At 67.1% G+C, this 15,456-nt stretch carries 9 protein-coding genes; 5 read left to right on the top strand and 4 right to left on the bottom strand.

Annotated elements, in window-relative coordinates; translation table 11 throughout:
- Window positions 1-27: 27 nt before the first annotated feature.
- Window positions 28-621 carry an SMI1/KNR4 family protein gene (locus tag AC5P78_RS04890; RefSeq protein ID WP_049397516.1) on the bottom strand — a complete coding sequence of 198 codons (594 nt, stop codon included), beginning with the start codon at window positions 619-621 and terminating at the stop codon, window positions 28-30.
- 132 nt (window positions 622-753) lie between these two features.
- On the opposite strand from AC5P78_RS04890, the gene AC5P78_RS04885 reads away from it, so the two are divergent.
- Complete coding sequence (locus tag AC5P78_RS04885; protein WP_049397515.1) at window positions 754-1,545, top strand: dienelactone hydrolase family protein; 792 nt, start codon at window positions 754-756, stop codon at window positions 1,543-1,545.
- 188 nt (window positions 1,546-1,733) lie between these two features.
- Here the strand turns inward: AC5P78_RS04885 and AC5P78_RS04880 are convergent, their stop codons facing one another.
- Window positions 1,734-2,732 (bottom strand): polyprenyl synthetase family protein, encoded by a 999-nt coding sequence (locus AC5P78_RS04880; RefSeq protein ID WP_100443170.1) that lies wholly within the window; start codon window positions 2,730-2,732, stop codon window positions 1,734-1,736.
- 214 nt (window positions 2,733-2,946) lie between these two features.
- Between AC5P78_RS04880 and AC5P78_RS04875 the strand changes: the two genes are divergently transcribed.
- On the top strand, window positions 2,947-4,560 hold the full coding sequence (locus AC5P78_RS04875) for an alpha-glucosidase (protein WP_005408452.1): 1,614 nt from the start codon (window positions 2,947-2,949) through the stop codon (window positions 4,558-4,560).
- 186 nt (window positions 4,561-4,746) lie between these two features.
- Here the strand turns inward: AC5P78_RS04875 and AC5P78_RS04870 are convergent, their stop codons facing one another.
- On the bottom strand, window positions 4,747-7,503 hold the full coding sequence (locus AC5P78_RS04870; protein ID WP_495217155.1) for a TonB-dependent receptor: 2,757 nt from the start codon (window positions 7,501-7,503) through the stop codon (window positions 4,747-4,749).
- Between the two features lie 251 nt (window positions 7,504-7,754).
- Window positions 7,755-9,806, bottom strand: coding sequence for a glycoside hydrolase family 97 protein (locus AC5P78_RS04865; protein ID WP_262248528.1), 2,052 nt, complete (start codon window positions 9,804-9,806; stop codon window positions 7,755-7,757).
- Between the two features lie 237 nt (window positions 9,807-10,043).
- Between AC5P78_RS04865 and AC5P78_RS04860 the strand changes: the two genes are divergently transcribed.
- From AC5P78_RS04860 to AC5P78_RS04850, 3 genes are read left to right on the top strand one after another with little or no spacing between them, the layout of a single operon-like run.
- On the top strand, window positions 10,044-12,236 hold the full coding sequence (locus AC5P78_RS04860) for an MGH1-like glycoside hydrolase domain-containing protein (RefSeq protein ID WP_414498632.1): 2,193 nt from the start codon (window positions 10,044-10,046) through the stop codon (window positions 12,234-12,236).
- Complete coding sequence (locus AC5P78_RS04855; protein ID WP_012479383.1) at window positions 12,233-13,720, top strand: MFS transporter; 1,488 nt, start codon at window positions 12,233-12,235, stop codon at window positions 13,718-13,720. The genes AC5P78_RS04860 and AC5P78_RS04855 overlap by 4 nt, the downstream gene beginning before the upstream one ends.
- Entirely contained in the window at window positions 13,720-15,435 is a 1,716-nt protein-coding gene (locus AC5P78_RS04850; RefSeq protein ID WP_138969766.1) for an alpha-amylase family glycosyl hydrolase, read from the top strand. The genes AC5P78_RS04855 and AC5P78_RS04850 overlap by 1 nt, the downstream gene beginning before the upstream one ends.
- Window positions 15,436-15,456: the final 21 nt, after the last annotated feature.

Here is a 15,456-nt window from a genome sequence, read left to right as displayed (position 1 = left end):
AGAAATTCATCCACGCATGGCGTGGATCTACTGATCCTCGTCGATGAATGCGTAGCCGCCGTCGATCAATTGCTGCAGATACGCATCGAAGCTGGGGGCGATCACCGCATAGCTGTCCGGGTCGTGCAGGTAGCGCACCACCTGGCCGACCGTGCCGCCCGGTGCGGGGTTGAAATCCAGGTAAAGCATCGACGTGCCGCCGTTGTTCATGCAGTGCGAGAAGCACAGGCGGCGGTTCATCGGCAGATCCGCGTCGATGCCTTCACCCAGAATCTCCGGCTCGTCATCCAGCCACTCTTCGTAGATGGAACGGATGCTGTCGTCCCATTGCTGCTGGTCCTCGAAGATCTGCGCGACCGAGCGCAGGTAGTACGGGTAGCCGCCGTCTTCCACGTCCGACCCGAGCATCAGCACGCAGACCCCGCCGCCGGGGTACTCGCGGAAGTGGGTGCCATCGACGCGCGACAACAGTTCCACCAGGCTGTCAGGCACCTGCGGCCATTGCATGCGCAGGCGCTGCAGGTCTTCTGCGCCGGCGCCCTGGACGTGAGCCCATTGCGGCGCATCGTCGGCGGGCAGGCGTGGGATCAGGCCAGACAGAAAGCGATCAACAAGGTTCATGCGAAAAAGGGGACGGAGGGGATTAAGTCGTATCCAACCACACCTGCGTCACGTCGCCAATGCAGAATGCGACGCGGGAGGGGCGAATACGGCTTAATCCCCTCCGTCCCCTTTTTCTTGCGGAGCAGGCGCATGATTCGTTGGCGATGCGGTGTGGCGGTGATGCTGGGGCTGGCGGCGATGCCGGCGTGGGCGGCGATGAAGACGCAGCCGGTGGAGTGGAAACACCAGGGCACGACCTTCAGTGGCGTGCTGGTCTATGACGATGGCGACAACGACAAGCGTCCGGGGCTGGTGATGGTGCCGAACTGGAAGGGTGTGAACGAGTCGGCCATCGAGAAGGCCAAGCAGCTGGCGGGCGATGATTACGTGGTGCTGGTGGCCGATGTGTACGGCAAGGGCGTGCGGCCGAAGACCGATGCCGAGGCCGGGCCGGTGGCGACCAAGCTGCGCAACGACCGGCCGTTGCTGCGGGCACGTGCGCTGGAAGCGGTGAACGTGCTCAAGGCGCAGGCCGGCAAGGTGCCGCTCGATGCCAGCCGGATCGGTGCGGTGGGCTTCTGCTTTGGCGGCACCACGGTGCTGGAGCTGGCCCGTGCAGGTGCGCCGTTGGCCGGTGTGGTCAGCCTGCACGGCGGGCTGGGTTCACCGCTGCCGGCGCAGGCCGGTGGCAGTCACCCGTCGGTGCTGGTGCTCAACGGTGCCGACGACAGGAGCGTGACCGCCGAGGATATCGCCGGTTTCCAGAGGGAAATGAACGCGGCCAAGGTCGACTGGGAGTTCACCAACTACAGCGGGGCGGTGCACTGCTTCGCCGAGCGCGATGCCAACAGCCCGCCGGGGTGCCAGTACAACGAGCGGGCGGCCAAGCGCGCGTGGAAGGCGCTGGATGAGTTCTTCGAGGAGCGCTTCGAGAAACGTTGATCCGCGCAGCGGTAGTGCCGGCCGCTGGCCGGCAACCTCATGATGCTGCGGATGTCATCGGGAATGCCGGCCAGCGGCCGGCGCTACCGGATGCGGTCAATGCGAGCGTTTCCGTGCCGACCAACGGTCGGCACCCACCGGAATGCCGGTGGGTGGGTGCCGACCGTTGGTCGGCACACCTCAACCCGTCAATGCGAGCGCTGCACCGCGTAACGGGCCAGACCACGCAGGGCGGCCACGGCGTCGTTGTCAGCCAGACCATCGAGCGCACGCTCGGCGGCTTCGGCATATTCCTCGGCACGCGCGCGGCTGTACTCCAGGCCGCCGGTAGCACGGATCGCGGCCAGCACTTCCGGCATCGCCGAAGCGTCGCCGTCCTGCACGATGGTGCGCAGGCGCTCGCGGGTGGCGTCGTCGGAGTGGGCCATCGCGTGGATCAGCGGCAGCGTGGCCTTGCCCTCGGCGAGGTCGTCGCCCAGGTTCTTGCCCAGTTCCTCGGCATTGGCCGAGTAGTCCAGCACGTCGTCGGCGATCTGGAACGCGTAGCCCAGATGCATGCCGTAGTCGAACAGGGCCTGCTGGGTGGCTTCGTCCACGCCGCTGGCCAGCGCACCCAGGCGGGTGCCGGCGGCGAACAGAACCGCGGTCTTGCGCTCGATCACACGCAGGTAGGCGGCTTCGTCGGTATCCGGGTTGTGCACGTGCAGCAGCTGCAGCACTTCACCCTCGGCGATGCGGTTGGTGGCGTCGGCCAGGATCTGCATCACCGGCATGCGCTCCAGCTCGACCATCAGCTGGAAGCTGCGCGAGTACAGGAAGTCGCCGACCAGCACGCTGGGCGCGTTGCCCCACAGCGCGTTGGCGGTGCTGCGGCCACGGCGCAGGCTGGATTCGTCCACCACGTCATCGTGCAGCAGGGTGGAGGTATGGATGAACTCGATGATCGCCGCCAGCTGGTGGTGCTCCGGACCGGCCTGGCCGACCGCGTGGCCGGCCAGCATCACCAGCATCGGGCGCAGGCGCTTGCCGCCGGCGGAAATGATGTGGTCGGCAATCTGGTTGATCAGCACGACGTCCGAAGACAGCCGGCGCCGGATCAGGGCGTCGACGGCGGCCATGTCGGCCGCGGCAAGCGACTGGATCTGGGGCAGGCCCAGGGCGGGACGGGTGTCTTCGGTGATGGTCATGCGATCAGGCTTTCAGGCTCACCACCGATTATAGGCGCTGGCCGTGAATTCGGGCGCAAACCGGGCTGGCCGGCGTTCCCGGCCCCGCAAACGCTGCCGCCTGCGTGAATACGTATGCAGGTTGCGCCATGCCCGCGAGGCCGCCGCTAAGCTTGCCGGAACAGGATTTCGGCCCGCTTCTGGCGGGTCCCGCATGCCCGGAGGGGGGCTGTCGATGTCGCACTATCCATGGTGGCGCGGAGCCGTCATCTACCAGATCTACCCGCGCAGCTACCTCGATGCCAACGGCGATGGCGTGGGCGACCTGCCGGGCATCATCCAGCGCCTGGACCATATTGCCGCGCTGGGCGTGGACGCGATCTGGATCTCGCCGTTCTTCAAGTCGCCGATGGCCGACTTCGGCTACGACATCGCCGACTATCGCGACGTCGACCCGCTGTTCGGCAGCCTGGACGACTTCGACCGTCTACTGGCCAAGGCGCACGACCTGGGCCTGAAGGTGATGATCGACCAGGTGTTGAGCCATACCTCGATCGAGCACGCCTGGTTCCGCGAGAGCCGCCAGGACCGCAGTAATCCGAAGGCCGACTGGTACGTCTGGGCCGACCCGCGCGAGGACGGCACCCCGCCCAACAACTGGCTGTCGCTGTTCGGCGGCGGCGCCTGGCAGTGGGAACCGCGCCGTGAGCAGTACTACCTGCACAACTTCCTGGTCGACCAGCCGGACCTGAACTTCCACAACCCGGACGTGCAGCAGGCCACCCTGGACAATGTGCGGTTCTGGCTGGACCGCGGCGTGGACGGCTTCCGCCTGGATGCGATCAACTTCTGCTTCCACGACGCGCAGCTGCGCGATAACCCGCCCAAGCCGGCGGACAAGCGCGTGGGCCGCGGCTTCAGTCCGGACAACCCGTACGCCTACCAGTACCACTTCTACAACAACACCCAACCGGAGAACCTGCCATTCCTGGAGCAGCTGCGCGCGCTGCTGGATGAGTATCCGGGCGCGGTGAGCCTGGGCGAGATCTCGTCGGAAGACTCGCTGGCCACCACCGCCGAGTACACCCAGGACGGCCGCCTGCACATGGGCTACAGCTTCGAGCTGCTGGTGGACGACTACAGCGCGGCCTACATCCGCGACACGGTCTCCCGGCTGGAAGCGGCGATGACCGAAGGCTGGCCGTGCTGGGCGGTTTCGAATCACGATGTGGAACGCGCGGTCAGCCGCTGGGGCGGCTATCCGGCCGATCCGCGCCTGGCGCGGATGCTGGTGGCGATGCTGTGCTCGCTGCGCGGCTCGGTGTGCCTGTACCAGGGCGAGGAGCTGGGCCTGGCCGAGGCCGAGGTGCCGTTCGAGGCGCTGCAGGACCCGTATGGCATCACCTTCTGGCCGAATTTCAAGGGCCGCGACGGTTGCCGTACCCCGCTGCCGTGGACCGACGCTCCGCTGGCTGGCTTTACCTCCGGCACGCCCTGGCTGCCGATCCCGGCCGAGCACCGGGCGGCGGCGGTGGCCGTGCAGGAGCGCGACCCGCACTCGGTCCTGGCGGCGTTCCGCGCCTTCCTGGCCTGGCGGCGTAGCCAGCCGGCGCTCCTGCATGGCAGCATCCGGTTCATCGAAAGCGCCGAGCCAGTGCTGCTGTTCGAGCGTATGCTTGCAGATGAAACCCTCCTGCTGGCCTTCAACCTGTCGGCCGAAGCGGTGAGCCATCCGCTGCCGCCGGGCAACTGGCAGCAGGTGGCGGTGCCGGGCCCGGATGCGGGCACGGTGCAGGGCAATGAACTCCAGCTGCCGCCGCGCGCGGTGTATTGCGCCCGACGCAGCTGACCGTTTTCTCCGGTGGCGGTACTTGCGGGGACGGGGCCGAAGCGCCCCGTCCCTTTTTTGTGGGTGGCCCTGGCCGACCAACTGCCGGCACCCGCGCAAAAGAAAACCCGCTGCCTGCGCAGCGGGTTTCCGGTCCTGCTCCCTGTTTTCTGTTGCCGGCCAGCGGCCGGCCCTACCCGGTGCGGGTCAGAACTTGTAGTTCACGCCCAGCATGTACGTGCGGCCCCACTCGATGTACTCCAGCGGACGATCCTTGCTGCCGGCGTAGGTGCGGTACGGCTCGTTGGTCAGGTTGCTACCCTGCAGCAGCACGGTCAGCCCCCGCAGGGCGCTGCTGTCGCTGAAGGTGTAGCTGACCTGCGCGTCGGTCACGTTCTCGCCGACGACGTAACGCAGGCTGCGGTTGCCATTGAAGTTGCCGATCTCACCGATGAAGTCCGAACGACGGCGTTGGCTGACACGTGCCTCAAAGCCGTTGCGCTCATAGTAGGCGGTGAAGTTGTACACGCGCTTGGACAGGCCCGGCAGGCTGATCGGGTCACTGCCCACGCTGGACGCGCTTTCCGGGTCCAGGATGGTGATGTCGCTCTTGTTGAAGGTCGCGCTGGCCTGCACGCCGAAGCCACGCAGGCTGTCGGTCAGCATGTCCAGCGGGAACGATGCGGTCAGCTCCAGGCCCTTCAGCGTGCCGCCCTTGCCGTTCTGCGGCGCGGAGAAGGTGCCGGTGGTCAGCACAGGTGCGGTCATGCCCGGCGGCGGTACGTAGCTGCCCAGCAGCGCGGTGAAGTCGTAGTTGTCCACCGACTGGGTGTAGACGTAGCTTTTCAGGTCCTTGTAGAAGATCGCGGCGGCCACGTAGGCCTTCTCGCCGAAGTACTTCTCATAGGACAGGTCCAGTGCGGTGGCGCGCCACGGGTCCAGCAAAGGGTTGCCGCCACTGCCACCGGGGCGGCCGGTGCCGGTATCCACGCCGAACTCCAGGCCGGCACGCATCTGGTCCACGCGCGGCCGCGCAACCTGCTTGGCGGCGGCAAAGCGCAGCGTCTGCTGGTGCGGGAACATGAAGGCCAGGTTCAAGCTCGGCAGCCAGTCGTTGTACTTGCGGCCTGCGGAGTAGGGCTGGATGTTGCTGCCAGCCGGCTGCGAGCTGTCCCAGTAGCGCGAATCCGAGCTCTGGTCGGTGTGCTGCATCTGCACGCCGATGTTGCCGCGCACGCCGACCACGCCGATGTCGGTGTTGATGTTCAGGCGCGCCCACGCGGTGGTGATCTTTTCCTGCACCGTCCACGACTTGGGAATCAGGTAGTCCAGGTTGTCGACCGGGTTGAAGATCATGTAGCGACCGACCGCGGCCGGCACGTTCCAGGCCGGGATGGTGCCGAGGCCGGCGAAGCTCAGGTCGACCGGGCGGTACTGCAGGTCCGAGGCGATGTTGGCATCACCCTGTGCACCGAGCAGGATGTTGCCTTCGGACTGGGTCTTCACCTTGCGGCGGTCGGCATGGTTCACGCCGATGTCGAGGTCTGGCGCCCACGAGGCAATGGCCTCGGGCAGCGCAATCGTGGCGGCCAGCTTGCCGCCCTTCAGGCGGTCTTCCACCTGCGGCACCTTGCCGTAGCCGGAACCGTAGATGGTGTTGGTCAGGAACAGCGCGTCGGGATTGGAGTAGTTCAGGCCCGGGTTGATCTGCGAGAAGCCGTTCTGGCGGATCGACACGCCGACCGTGTCCAGCTGCGGCATCGGGGTCAGCTGCAGGTTGTTTTCCAGGTTCAGCTCAGCGCGCGTGGCCTTGGAGTAGTTCAGGTCGGCGACCAGCTTGACGCCGCCGAAGTTGAACTCGTTGTTCCAGCCGAACGCATCGATCTTGTCCTTGCGCTTGTTGTACATGCCGCGCACCAGCGGATACACGCCGCTGGCGGTGCCGCCGGTGAACGAGCCGTTGGCGTTGATCTGCGGGTTGCTGACCAGCAGGCCCGGGGTGTAGTTGCCGTTGTAGTTGCTGAGGTTCAGCTCGAACTGGTTGGCGGTGTCGATCTGCTCGGCTTCGGTGTGGAACGCATCGAAGGTGCTGGTCCAGCTGTTGTTCGGCCGGAACTGGATCGTGGCCATCACGCCGTCGCGCTTGTTGTTGCCGGTGCGGCGCAGCGCCTTGATGCCATCGGAGAAGTAGGTGCCGGCGCCCACGCCCGGGCGCTCGCCCTTGTCGGTGTGTTCGGTGGTCCACGGTTCGTACAGGCCGACCTGGTTCTCCTGGATCGGCATGTCGCTGTGCGCGTAGCCGATGGCAATGCCCAGGGTCTTGTCCAGGAACTGGTCGATGTAGCTGGCGCTGAAGCGGTTGCCGTACGGATCGACGTTGGCGGCGCGGCCCAGCGAACTCTTCTGGTAGCGGCCGCTGACCGCGATCACGCGCTCGCCAAAGCTGAGCGGGCGTGCAGTCTGCATGTCGATGGTGCCCGACAGGCCCTGGCCGACCAGCGCCGCGTCCGGGGTCTTGTACACCGTCACGCCGTTGACCAGCTCGGACGGGTACTGGTCGAACTCGACACCGCGGTTGTCGCCGGTGCTGACCACTTCACGGCCATTGAGCAGGGTGGTGGCGAAGTCCGGCGACAGGCCGCGCACGCTGATCACCTGCGCACGGCCGGCCACGCGCTGGGCGGCCAGGCCGGGCAGGCGCGAGATGGATTCGGCGATGCTGACGTCGGGCAGCTTGCCGATGTCTTCGGCGGAAATCGCCTCGACCACCGAGGTGGCGTCCTGCTTGACCGCGATCGCGTTCTCGATGCCGCGGCGGATGCCGGTGACCTGCACCGTATCCAGGTTGGTGGCGGCGGTGGTGGCCGGCGTGGTGGTGCTCTGCGTGGACTGTGCCGACGCCAGCGTCGGCGCCAGCACAACGGCCAGCGCGAGACTCAGCGCACTGCGCTTGTGGTTCAACATTTTCCCCTCCCAGGCAATGTTGCAGATCGATTTGTGAGCGTTCCGGCGGTGCCGTGAACGTGCGACGCGGTGGCCGCTGTCGTCGCCGCTATGGTAGGCAGCGCGTTCTTCGCGGGAATCACCCTGCATACGTATTCAATGGCGTTTGCAGGGGTGTAATCGCTTTCAGATCCTGCTTGCGGTGGTGCCGGCCAGCGGCCGGCAATCACGTTCACCGGCTTGCCGGCCAGCGGCCGGCACTACCGGGGCATTCACAGCGGCGTGAAGCGAACGGCCTGCCCACCGCCCGGTGCCAGCACCAGCGTCAGTGCATCGGCGCTGGTCACCTCGCGGGTTTCGCGCGCGAACGCGAACGGATTGCTGCGGAAATCGGCGCCTTCGCCATCGCGGTAGATCTCGGCGCGATAGCGCACGCCCGGCTCCAGGAAGCCCAGCGATACCGGCAGCACGCGGCCGTGTTCGTCGGTGATGCTGCCGAGGAACCAGTCGCGGCTGTTGCGGTCACGGCGCACGATCGTCACGTAGTCGCCCACTTCGCCATCGAGCACGCGGCTCTGCTCCCAGTCCACCGCCACGTCCTCGATGAAGCGGAATGCCTCGCGGCGCTGCAGGTAGTGCTCGGGCAGGTCGGCGGCCATCTGGATCGGGCTGTACAGCACCACGTACAGCGCCAGCTGGCGGGCCAACGTGCTGGGGATGGCCTGGCCGTGGCGGCCCTTCAGGCTGAGGATGCCGGGGGTGTAATCCATCGGCCCGGCCAGCATGCGGGTGAACACCAGGTTGACCTCGTGCTCGGGCGGGTTCGGCGGCTGGCCCCAGGCGTTGTACTCCATGCCGCGCGCGCCTTCGCGCGAGATCCAGTTGGGGTAGGTGCGGCGCAGGCCGGTGTCCTTGATCGGCTCATGCGGGTTCACCGACAGGTGCCGGCGCGCAGCCTCCTGCACCACCTTCAGGTGATGGCGGGCCATGAACTGCCCGTCGTGCCACTCGCGCCACAGTGGGCCCCCCGTGGGATTGCGGCGGTCGACCTGGCCATCGTCGCAGACGTAGCCGGTCTTGAACTGGTCCACGCCCAGCCGTGCGTACAGGTCCAGCGCGGCGCCCAGCTGGTCCTCGTAGTGCTCGATGGCGCAGCCGGTTTCATGGTGGCCGATCAGGTGCACACCCTTTTTCAGGCCATATGCCGACAGCGCTTCAATGTCGAAATCGGGCGTGGCCCGGGTGAAATCGAAGTCGTAGCCGTTGCCCACCCACATGCCGTCCCACCCCGGGTTCCAGCCCTCCACCAGCACGCCGCGGAAGCCATGCGCGGCGGCGAAGTCGATCACCTTCTTCGTCTTGGCGGTGGTGGCCGCGTGCTTCGGCCCCGTGGCCCAGCTCTCGTTGTCCAGGTGCATCGACCACCACACGCCCACGTACTTGGCCGGCTTCACCCAGCTCACATCGCCCAGCGCATTGGGCTCGTTGAGGTTGAGGATCAGGTCCGATTCGACCAGGCCACCCGCGCGGTCTGCGATCTGCAGCGTGCGCCACGGCGTGGCGAAGGGCAGGGCACGACGCACCTTCCAGCCCTCGGCCGAGGGTGACAGCTGCGCGCGCAGGCGTTGCCCCTCGGTGCGCCGCAGCCACATGCCGGCGTAGTCCACCAGAGCGGCCTCATGAATGGCCACATGCAGGCCATCGCGGCTGCGCACGGTCATCGGCGTATGCACCAGCGGCACCTCGCGCAGCGGCGTGCGCTGGTACAGATATTCGTAGTGGATCGGCTCGCCGGCGGGGATCCACCAGGCGGTGGATTCAGGCGCGATGGCGAACTCGGTCAGTTCGTCATCGATGATCGCCTCGTGCAGGTTCGGCTGTTCGGGCAATACATAGCGGAAGCCCAGGCCATCGTCGTAGGCGCGGAACACCACATCCAGCCGACGCTTGCTGCCGGTGGTTTCGGCCAGCTGCACGGTCAGCTCGTTGAAGTGGTTGCGGGTGAGCCGGCGCTCGCCCCACGGCTGCTCCCAGCTGTCGTCGACGCTGCGCCGCTGCTGGCCAAGCAGGGCGAAATCGCGGTCCAGGCGGCCGTCGCGCAGGGCGAAGCCGAGCTTCGAATCCTCCACCACGGGTTCGCCGAAACGCTCGACGCGGTAGCGGGCGGTGCCGCCGTCCAGCACGAGGCTGACCTTGAGCACCTTGCCGGGTGATTCGACGCTGGCGACCTGTGGCGCGGCCTGCGCCAGCGTGGCCACGCCCAACAGGGCCAGACCGAACATGTGCGCGAACAGCGCGCGTACAACCGTATGTGGCATCGGCATTTCCCCTCCCAAGGCGCCGTTGGCAGACCCGGACCATAAGCCAGCGCAGCAGGCGCGCTACCGCGTGGCGCCATGAATACGTATGCAGCTGGACGCAGCCGACAGCCCCGCGTCTACCATGGGGCCAAGGCACCTTGAGGGAGGGGCCGCGCCCGCCCGCCGGCAACGACGGTGCGGACCTACAACGCGTGCAGAGAGGGAGGGAGGCCGACGGGCGCAAGCCGGTCCGCCGCTTCGATGCTGAAGATCATTTGCCTGACCGCTGCCCTGGGGGCAGCGCTGGGATCGACCGCGCAGGCGGCCGACCTGCAATTCGACGGCCGCCATGCGCGCGCCGAAGCCGCTGCCAACGGCAGCTTCGTGATGCATGCGCCGAAGGGCGCAGTGCAGATCGCAGCCGCACCGATGCGCAGCCAGACCGGCAGCGTGATGTTCGACGCGTTGTTCGCGCTGGCCCAGCAGGAGATGGACCAGGACCGCGTGGACGCGATTCGCGATCCCGCGTTCGACGAAGGCCGACCGGTGCCGTGCGAGTGCTTCCAGACCGGCGCGCGCTGGCCCTATGTGTGGACCCGCGATGTCAGCTTCGCCGCCGATCTGGCGCTGGCGCGGCTGGACCCGCGACGCACCCGGCAGTCGCTGCAGTTCAAGCTGTCGGCGGCGCGCGACGGGCACACGCCCGGCCTGTTCGTGGCGCAGGACACCGGTTCCGGTGGCAGCTGGCCGATCAGCAGCGATCGCGTGGTGTGGTTCCTGGCGGCCCGTCATCTGCTGGAGGATCGCGCGTTTGCCGACCAGATCTGGCAGGCGCTGCAGGGCACGCTGGCGCAGGACCGCGCAATGGTGTTCGACGCGCAGGTGGGCCTGTACCGTGGCGAGACCTCCTTCCTGGACTGGCGCGAGCAGACCTATCCGGACTGGACCCGCGAGGACGTGCGCTTCATCGGTGATTCCTACGCATTGTCCACCAACGTGCTGCACTACCAGGCACTGCGCCTGGCCGAACGCCTGGCCGGCCAGCACGGCGACGCCCGCGCGGCCGACTACAAGGCGTGGGCCGATGCGTTGGCGCAGCAGATCGATGCGCGCTTCTGGCGCGAGGATATCGGCCAGTACATGAGCTACATCGGCGAAGCCGCGCACCCGGTGCCGTACGCCAAGGTCGATCTGCTGGGCCTGTCGCTGGGCATCCTCGCCGGGGTGCTGCCGCCCGAGCGCGCACGCCGTGCACTGGCTGCTTACCCGATGGGGCCAGCCGGCAGCCCCGTGGTCTGGCCGCAGGAAGCGCAGCAGCCGATCTACCACAACCGTGCGATCTGGCCGTTTGTCAGCGCCTACTCGCTGCGTGCGGCGCGGCAGCTGGACGATGCGCCGCGCATCGCCGCCGAGATCCGTTCGCTGATGCGGGGCGCCGCGCTGGCCGGTTCCAACATGGAGAACTACGAGCTGGTCAGCCAGGCCGTGCATGTCGAGGAAGGCGCGCTGAGCGGCCCGGTGGTCAACTCCGAACGCCAGCTGTGGTCGGTGGCCGGGTATCTGTCGATGGTGGTCGAAGGCGTGTTCGGCGTGCAGGACGATGGCCGCGTGCAGCCCAAGCTGCCGGCCGCGCTGGTGCCGGAACTGTTCGGCACGCAGCGCAGCATCAGCCTGGAAGTCACTGGCAAGCGCTATGTGCTGGAGCGTCCGCAGAGCGTGGGCGATGGCTTGCTGGTGGCGGGCAGGACCACCACGCGCGGCACGACCACCACGGTGCAGCTGGTGACTGCCCCGGCAGCAACAGGCTTCGCTGCCACGACTGCGGATGCCAACGCGCGTGCGCCCGCAACACCCGCGGCACCGCAGGCCCTGCGCAGGGGCACGGGTTGGAACGTTCCGGTGCAAGCCGGGCAGGTTCTGTGGAAGGACGGCAGGGCCGTCGTCGCCAGCAATGGCCAGGTGCAGATCAGCGACGATGGGCTGCAGCATTGCCTCAGCCTGACCCGACGCGAAGGCGCGTTGGAATCGCTGCACAGCCCAATGGTCTGCGTCGGTCCGCAGCAGGTGCTGCAGGGTGCGCAGCGCTGGCAGTTCACCTCGGCCAAGGCCGGGCAGGTTCGCCTGCGCCTGCAATATCGAAACCCGAACGGGCCGATCAACACCGGCGTCACGGCTGCGGTCAAGCAGCTGGTGCTGCAGTGCCCGGGCCAGCCGTTGCAGCGGCATACGGTCACGCTGCCGCACAGCGTGGCCGTGCAGGACTCGACCTCGGCAACATTCACGGTGCCAAAGGGGCAATGCACGGTTGCGCTTGAAGAGGGCTTCAACATGAGCGCGCTTGAACATTTCGCGCACTACACCGGTGGCAAGGGCGGCCGCGAGGGCGTGCTCAACCAGGCCCAGGTGCAGGCGCTGACGGTGGCGCCGGTGGCGATGGAAGAGGGTGCACGATGAATCGTCCCGCCAAACCGCAGCTGTCGTTCTGGCAGATCTGGAACATGTGTTTCGGCTTCCTCGGCATCCAGTTCGGGTTCGCCCTGCAGAACGCCAACGCCAGCCGCATCTTCGAGACGCTGGGTGCGGACATCGACGCGGTACCCGGGCTGTGGATTGCCGCGCCGCTGACCGGCCTGCTGGTGCAACCGGTGATCGGTTACCTGTCCGACCGCACCTGGACCCGCTGGGGTCGTCGTCGTCCGTACTTCATGATCGGTGCGGTGTTGACCACGCTGGCGCTGCTGGTGATGCCGAACTCGCCGACGCTGTGGATCGCGGCCGGCACGCTGTGGGTGCTGGATGCTTCGATCAACGTATCGATGGAGCCGTTCCGTGCCTTTGTCGGCGACCAGCTGGCGCCACGCCAGCGTCCGGCCGGCTACGCGATGCAGAGCTTCTTCATCGGCGTGGGCGCCATCGTCGCCAGCTTCCTGCCATTCATCCTGGCCCACTTCGGCGTTGCCAACACCGCGGCCGCCGGGGAAGTGCCCGACACTGTGCGCTATGCGTTCTACTTCGGCGCGGTGGTGCTGCTCGCGGCGATCACTTGGACGGTGGTCAGCACCCGCGAATATTCACCAGCGGAGCTGGCCGGGTTCGATGATGCCGAGCCACCGGAACATCACGCGGCGGCCGCGATCAACGGCCCGGCTTCATGGACGCGGGTGACCCTGTGGCTTGGGTTGGGTGTGTTGCTGGCGCTGCTGATCACCTGGCGGCAAGGCGACAGGATGCTGTACGTGCTGGCCGGCCTGTGCGCCGGCTACGGCCTGCTGCTGGCGGCGGCGCGCGCGCTGCCGGCCACGCATATGCTGGCCGCCATCGTCGGCGACCTGCGCGCGATGCCGGTCACCATGCGCCGCCTGGCGTGGGTGCAGTTCTTCTCGTGGTTCGCGCTGTTCGCCATGTGGATCTACACCACCGCTGCGGTGGCCGGTACCCACTTCGGTTCGACCGATCCACAGTCGGCCGCCTACAACGAAGGTGCCAACTGGGTGGGCGTGCTGTTTGGCGCCTACAACGGCTTCGCTGCGCTGGCGGCGGTGCTGATTCCGCCGATGGTGCGTGCGATCGGCCTGCGCTGGAGCCACCTGGTCAACCTGTGGCTGGGCGGCGCCGGCCTGGTCTCGCTGATGTTCATCCGCGACCCGCACTGGCTGCTGCTGTCGATGGTGGGTGTGGGCTTTGCCTGGGCCTCGATCCTGTCGTTGCCGTATGCACTGCTGTCCGACAGCGTGCCGGCGTCGAAGATGGGTGTGTACATGGGCATCTTCAATTTCTTCATCGTGATCCCGCAGCTGGTGGCGGCCAGCGCGCTTGGCTTTGCCCTGCGCGCATGGCTGGGTGGCCAGCCGATGCATGTGCTGGTGCTGGGCGGCTGCAGCCTGTTCCTGGCCGGCCTGTGCGTGCTGCGGGTTCCGTCCCGTCCGGAGGTGGTGTGATGCGTGGTGTCCTGGCTGTTGCTGTTTCCCTTGCCCTGTTCGCCGGCCAGGCCGCGGCCGCGCCGCGCCCGGACTACGTCGGCACCACCGAGCCGTTCGCCAGCGATGCGGTGTACTTCGTGGTCACCGACCGCTTTGTCAACGGTGACCCGTCCAATGACCATCGTGACCAGGGTGGCGCGCACCGCACCTTCGATATCCCGGTGCCATGCCCGGACAAGGTGGACGGCAACATCGGCTATCTCGGCGGCGACTTTCGCGGCGTGCTCGACAATGCGCAGTACATCCGCAACCTGGGCTTCGGTGCGGTGTGGATCACGCCCATCGTCGACAACCCGGACGAGGCCTTTACCGGCAGCAAGCCGATCAGCTGTACCAGCACGCTGACTGATCGTGGGAAGACCGGTTACCACGGCTACTGGGGCATCAATTTCTACAAGCTCGACGAGCACCTGCCGAGCAGGGGCCTGGACTTCGCCGGGCTGACCAAGGGCCTGCACGGTGCTGGCTTGAAGGTGGTGCTGGATATCGTAGGCAACCACGGTTCGCCGGCCTGGACCATGCCGACACGGCAGCCGCAGTTCGGGCAGATCTTCGACAAGGACGGAAAACTGATCGCCGACCACCAGAACCTGCCGCCGCAGAAACTGGATCCGAAGCACAACCCGTTGCACGCGTTCTACAACAACATCGGTCCGGTCGACAGCAAGGACGGCTCGATCTTCGACGGCAACCTGGCCGAGCTGTCGGACTTCAACCAGGACAATCCGGCGGTGATGGACTACCTGGTCGGCGCCTACCTGCAGTGGACCGCGCAGGGCGTGGACGCGTTGCGCATCGACACCATCGGCTGGCTGCCGCACCCGTGGTGGCATGCCTTCGTCAAGCGCATCCGCGCCGAGCATCCGGGCATGTTCATGTTTGGCGAAGCCTTCGACTACAACGCGGCGACCATTGCCGAGCACACTTGGCCGGCCAACGCCAATGTCAGTGTGCTCGACTTCCCGCTGCGCGGCGCACTGGAGCAGACCTTCGGCACCGCCGGCAAGGGCTTCGAAACCCTGGCCGAGCCGCTGCACCTGAGCGGCGGACCGTACGCCAACCCGTACGAGCTGATGAGCTTCTACGACAACCACGACATGCCGCGCCTGCAGGCCAGCGACGATGGTTTCATCGATGCGCACAACTGGCTGTTCACCGCGCGCGGCATTCCGGTGGTCTATTACGGTTCGGAGACGGGCTTCATGCGTGGCCGTGCCGAGCATGCCGGCAATCGTGCGTACTTCGGCCAGCCGCGTGTGGATGCGGCGCCGAAGAGCCCGATCTTCGCGCCGCTGCAGCGTATCGCCAGGCTGCGCGAAGCCACCCCGGCGCTGCAGCGCGGCCTGCAGGTGAACGAGCGCCTGCAGGGCGATGAGGCAGTGTTCTTCCGCGTGCTGCAGCATGGCGAGGTGGCGCAGACCGCGCTGGTGCTGCTGAACAAGGGCGACAGGGCAAAGAGCTTCACTGTGTCGCGTTACGTCCAGGCGGGCCGCTGGCGCGATGCGCTGGACGGCGGTTCGTTGCAGGTGAACGGTCTGCTGAAGGCCGACGTGCCCGCGCACGGCGTGAAGGTCTATGTGCTGGACGCTGCCGTGCAGCAGCCGGCGCTGCAGGCCGAGCTGGACAAGGCGATGGCCGACCAGAAGGCGCGGGACCAGCGTCTGGGGCGGTAGTGCCGGCCGCTGGCCGGCAGC

This window comes from Stenotrophomonas sp. YJH_SMC_133 (genome assembly GCF_059370655.1).
This window is presented reverse-complemented; position numbering and strand designations above follow the sequence as displayed.

What these genes read in the sequence shown, in the direction of transcription:
- AC5P78_RS04890 (WP_049397516.1), bottom strand. Translation starts at nt 621, where the DNA reads ATGAACCTTGTTGATCGCTTTCTGTCTGGCCTGATCCCACGCCTGCCC.
- AC5P78_RS04885 (WP_049397515.1), top strand. Translation starts at nt 754, where the DNA reads ATGATTCGTTGGCGATGCGGTGTGGCGGTGATGCTGGGGCTGGCGGCG.
- AC5P78_RS04880 (WP_100443170.1), bottom strand. Translation starts at nt 2,732, where the DNA reads ATGACCATCACCGAAGACACCCGTCCCGCCCTGGGCCTGCCCCAGATC.
- AC5P78_RS04875 (WP_005408452.1), top strand. Translation starts at nt 2,947, where the DNA reads ATGTCGCACTATCCATGGTGGCGCGGAGCCGTCATCTACCAGATCTAC.
- AC5P78_RS04870 (WP_495217155.1), bottom strand. Translation starts at nt 7,503, where the DNA reads ATGTTGAACCACAAGCGCAGTGCGCTGAGTCTCGCGCTGGCCGTTGTG.
- AC5P78_RS04865 (WP_262248528.1), bottom strand. Translation starts at nt 9,806, where the DNA reads ATGCCGATGCCACATACGGTTGTACGCGCGCTGTTCGCGCACATGTTC.
- AC5P78_RS04860 (WP_414498632.1), top strand. Translation starts at nt 10,044, where the DNA reads ATGCTGAAGATCATTTGCCTGACCGCTGCCCTGGGGGCAGCGCTGGGA.
- AC5P78_RS04855 (WP_012479383.1), top strand. Translation starts at nt 12,233, where the DNA reads ATGAATCGTCCCGCCAAACCGCAGCTGTCGTTCTGGCAGATCTGGAAC.
- AC5P78_RS04850 (WP_138969766.1), top strand. Translation starts at nt 13,720, where the DNA reads ATGCGTGGTGTCCTGGCTGTTGCTGTTTCCCTTGCCCTGTTCGCCGGC.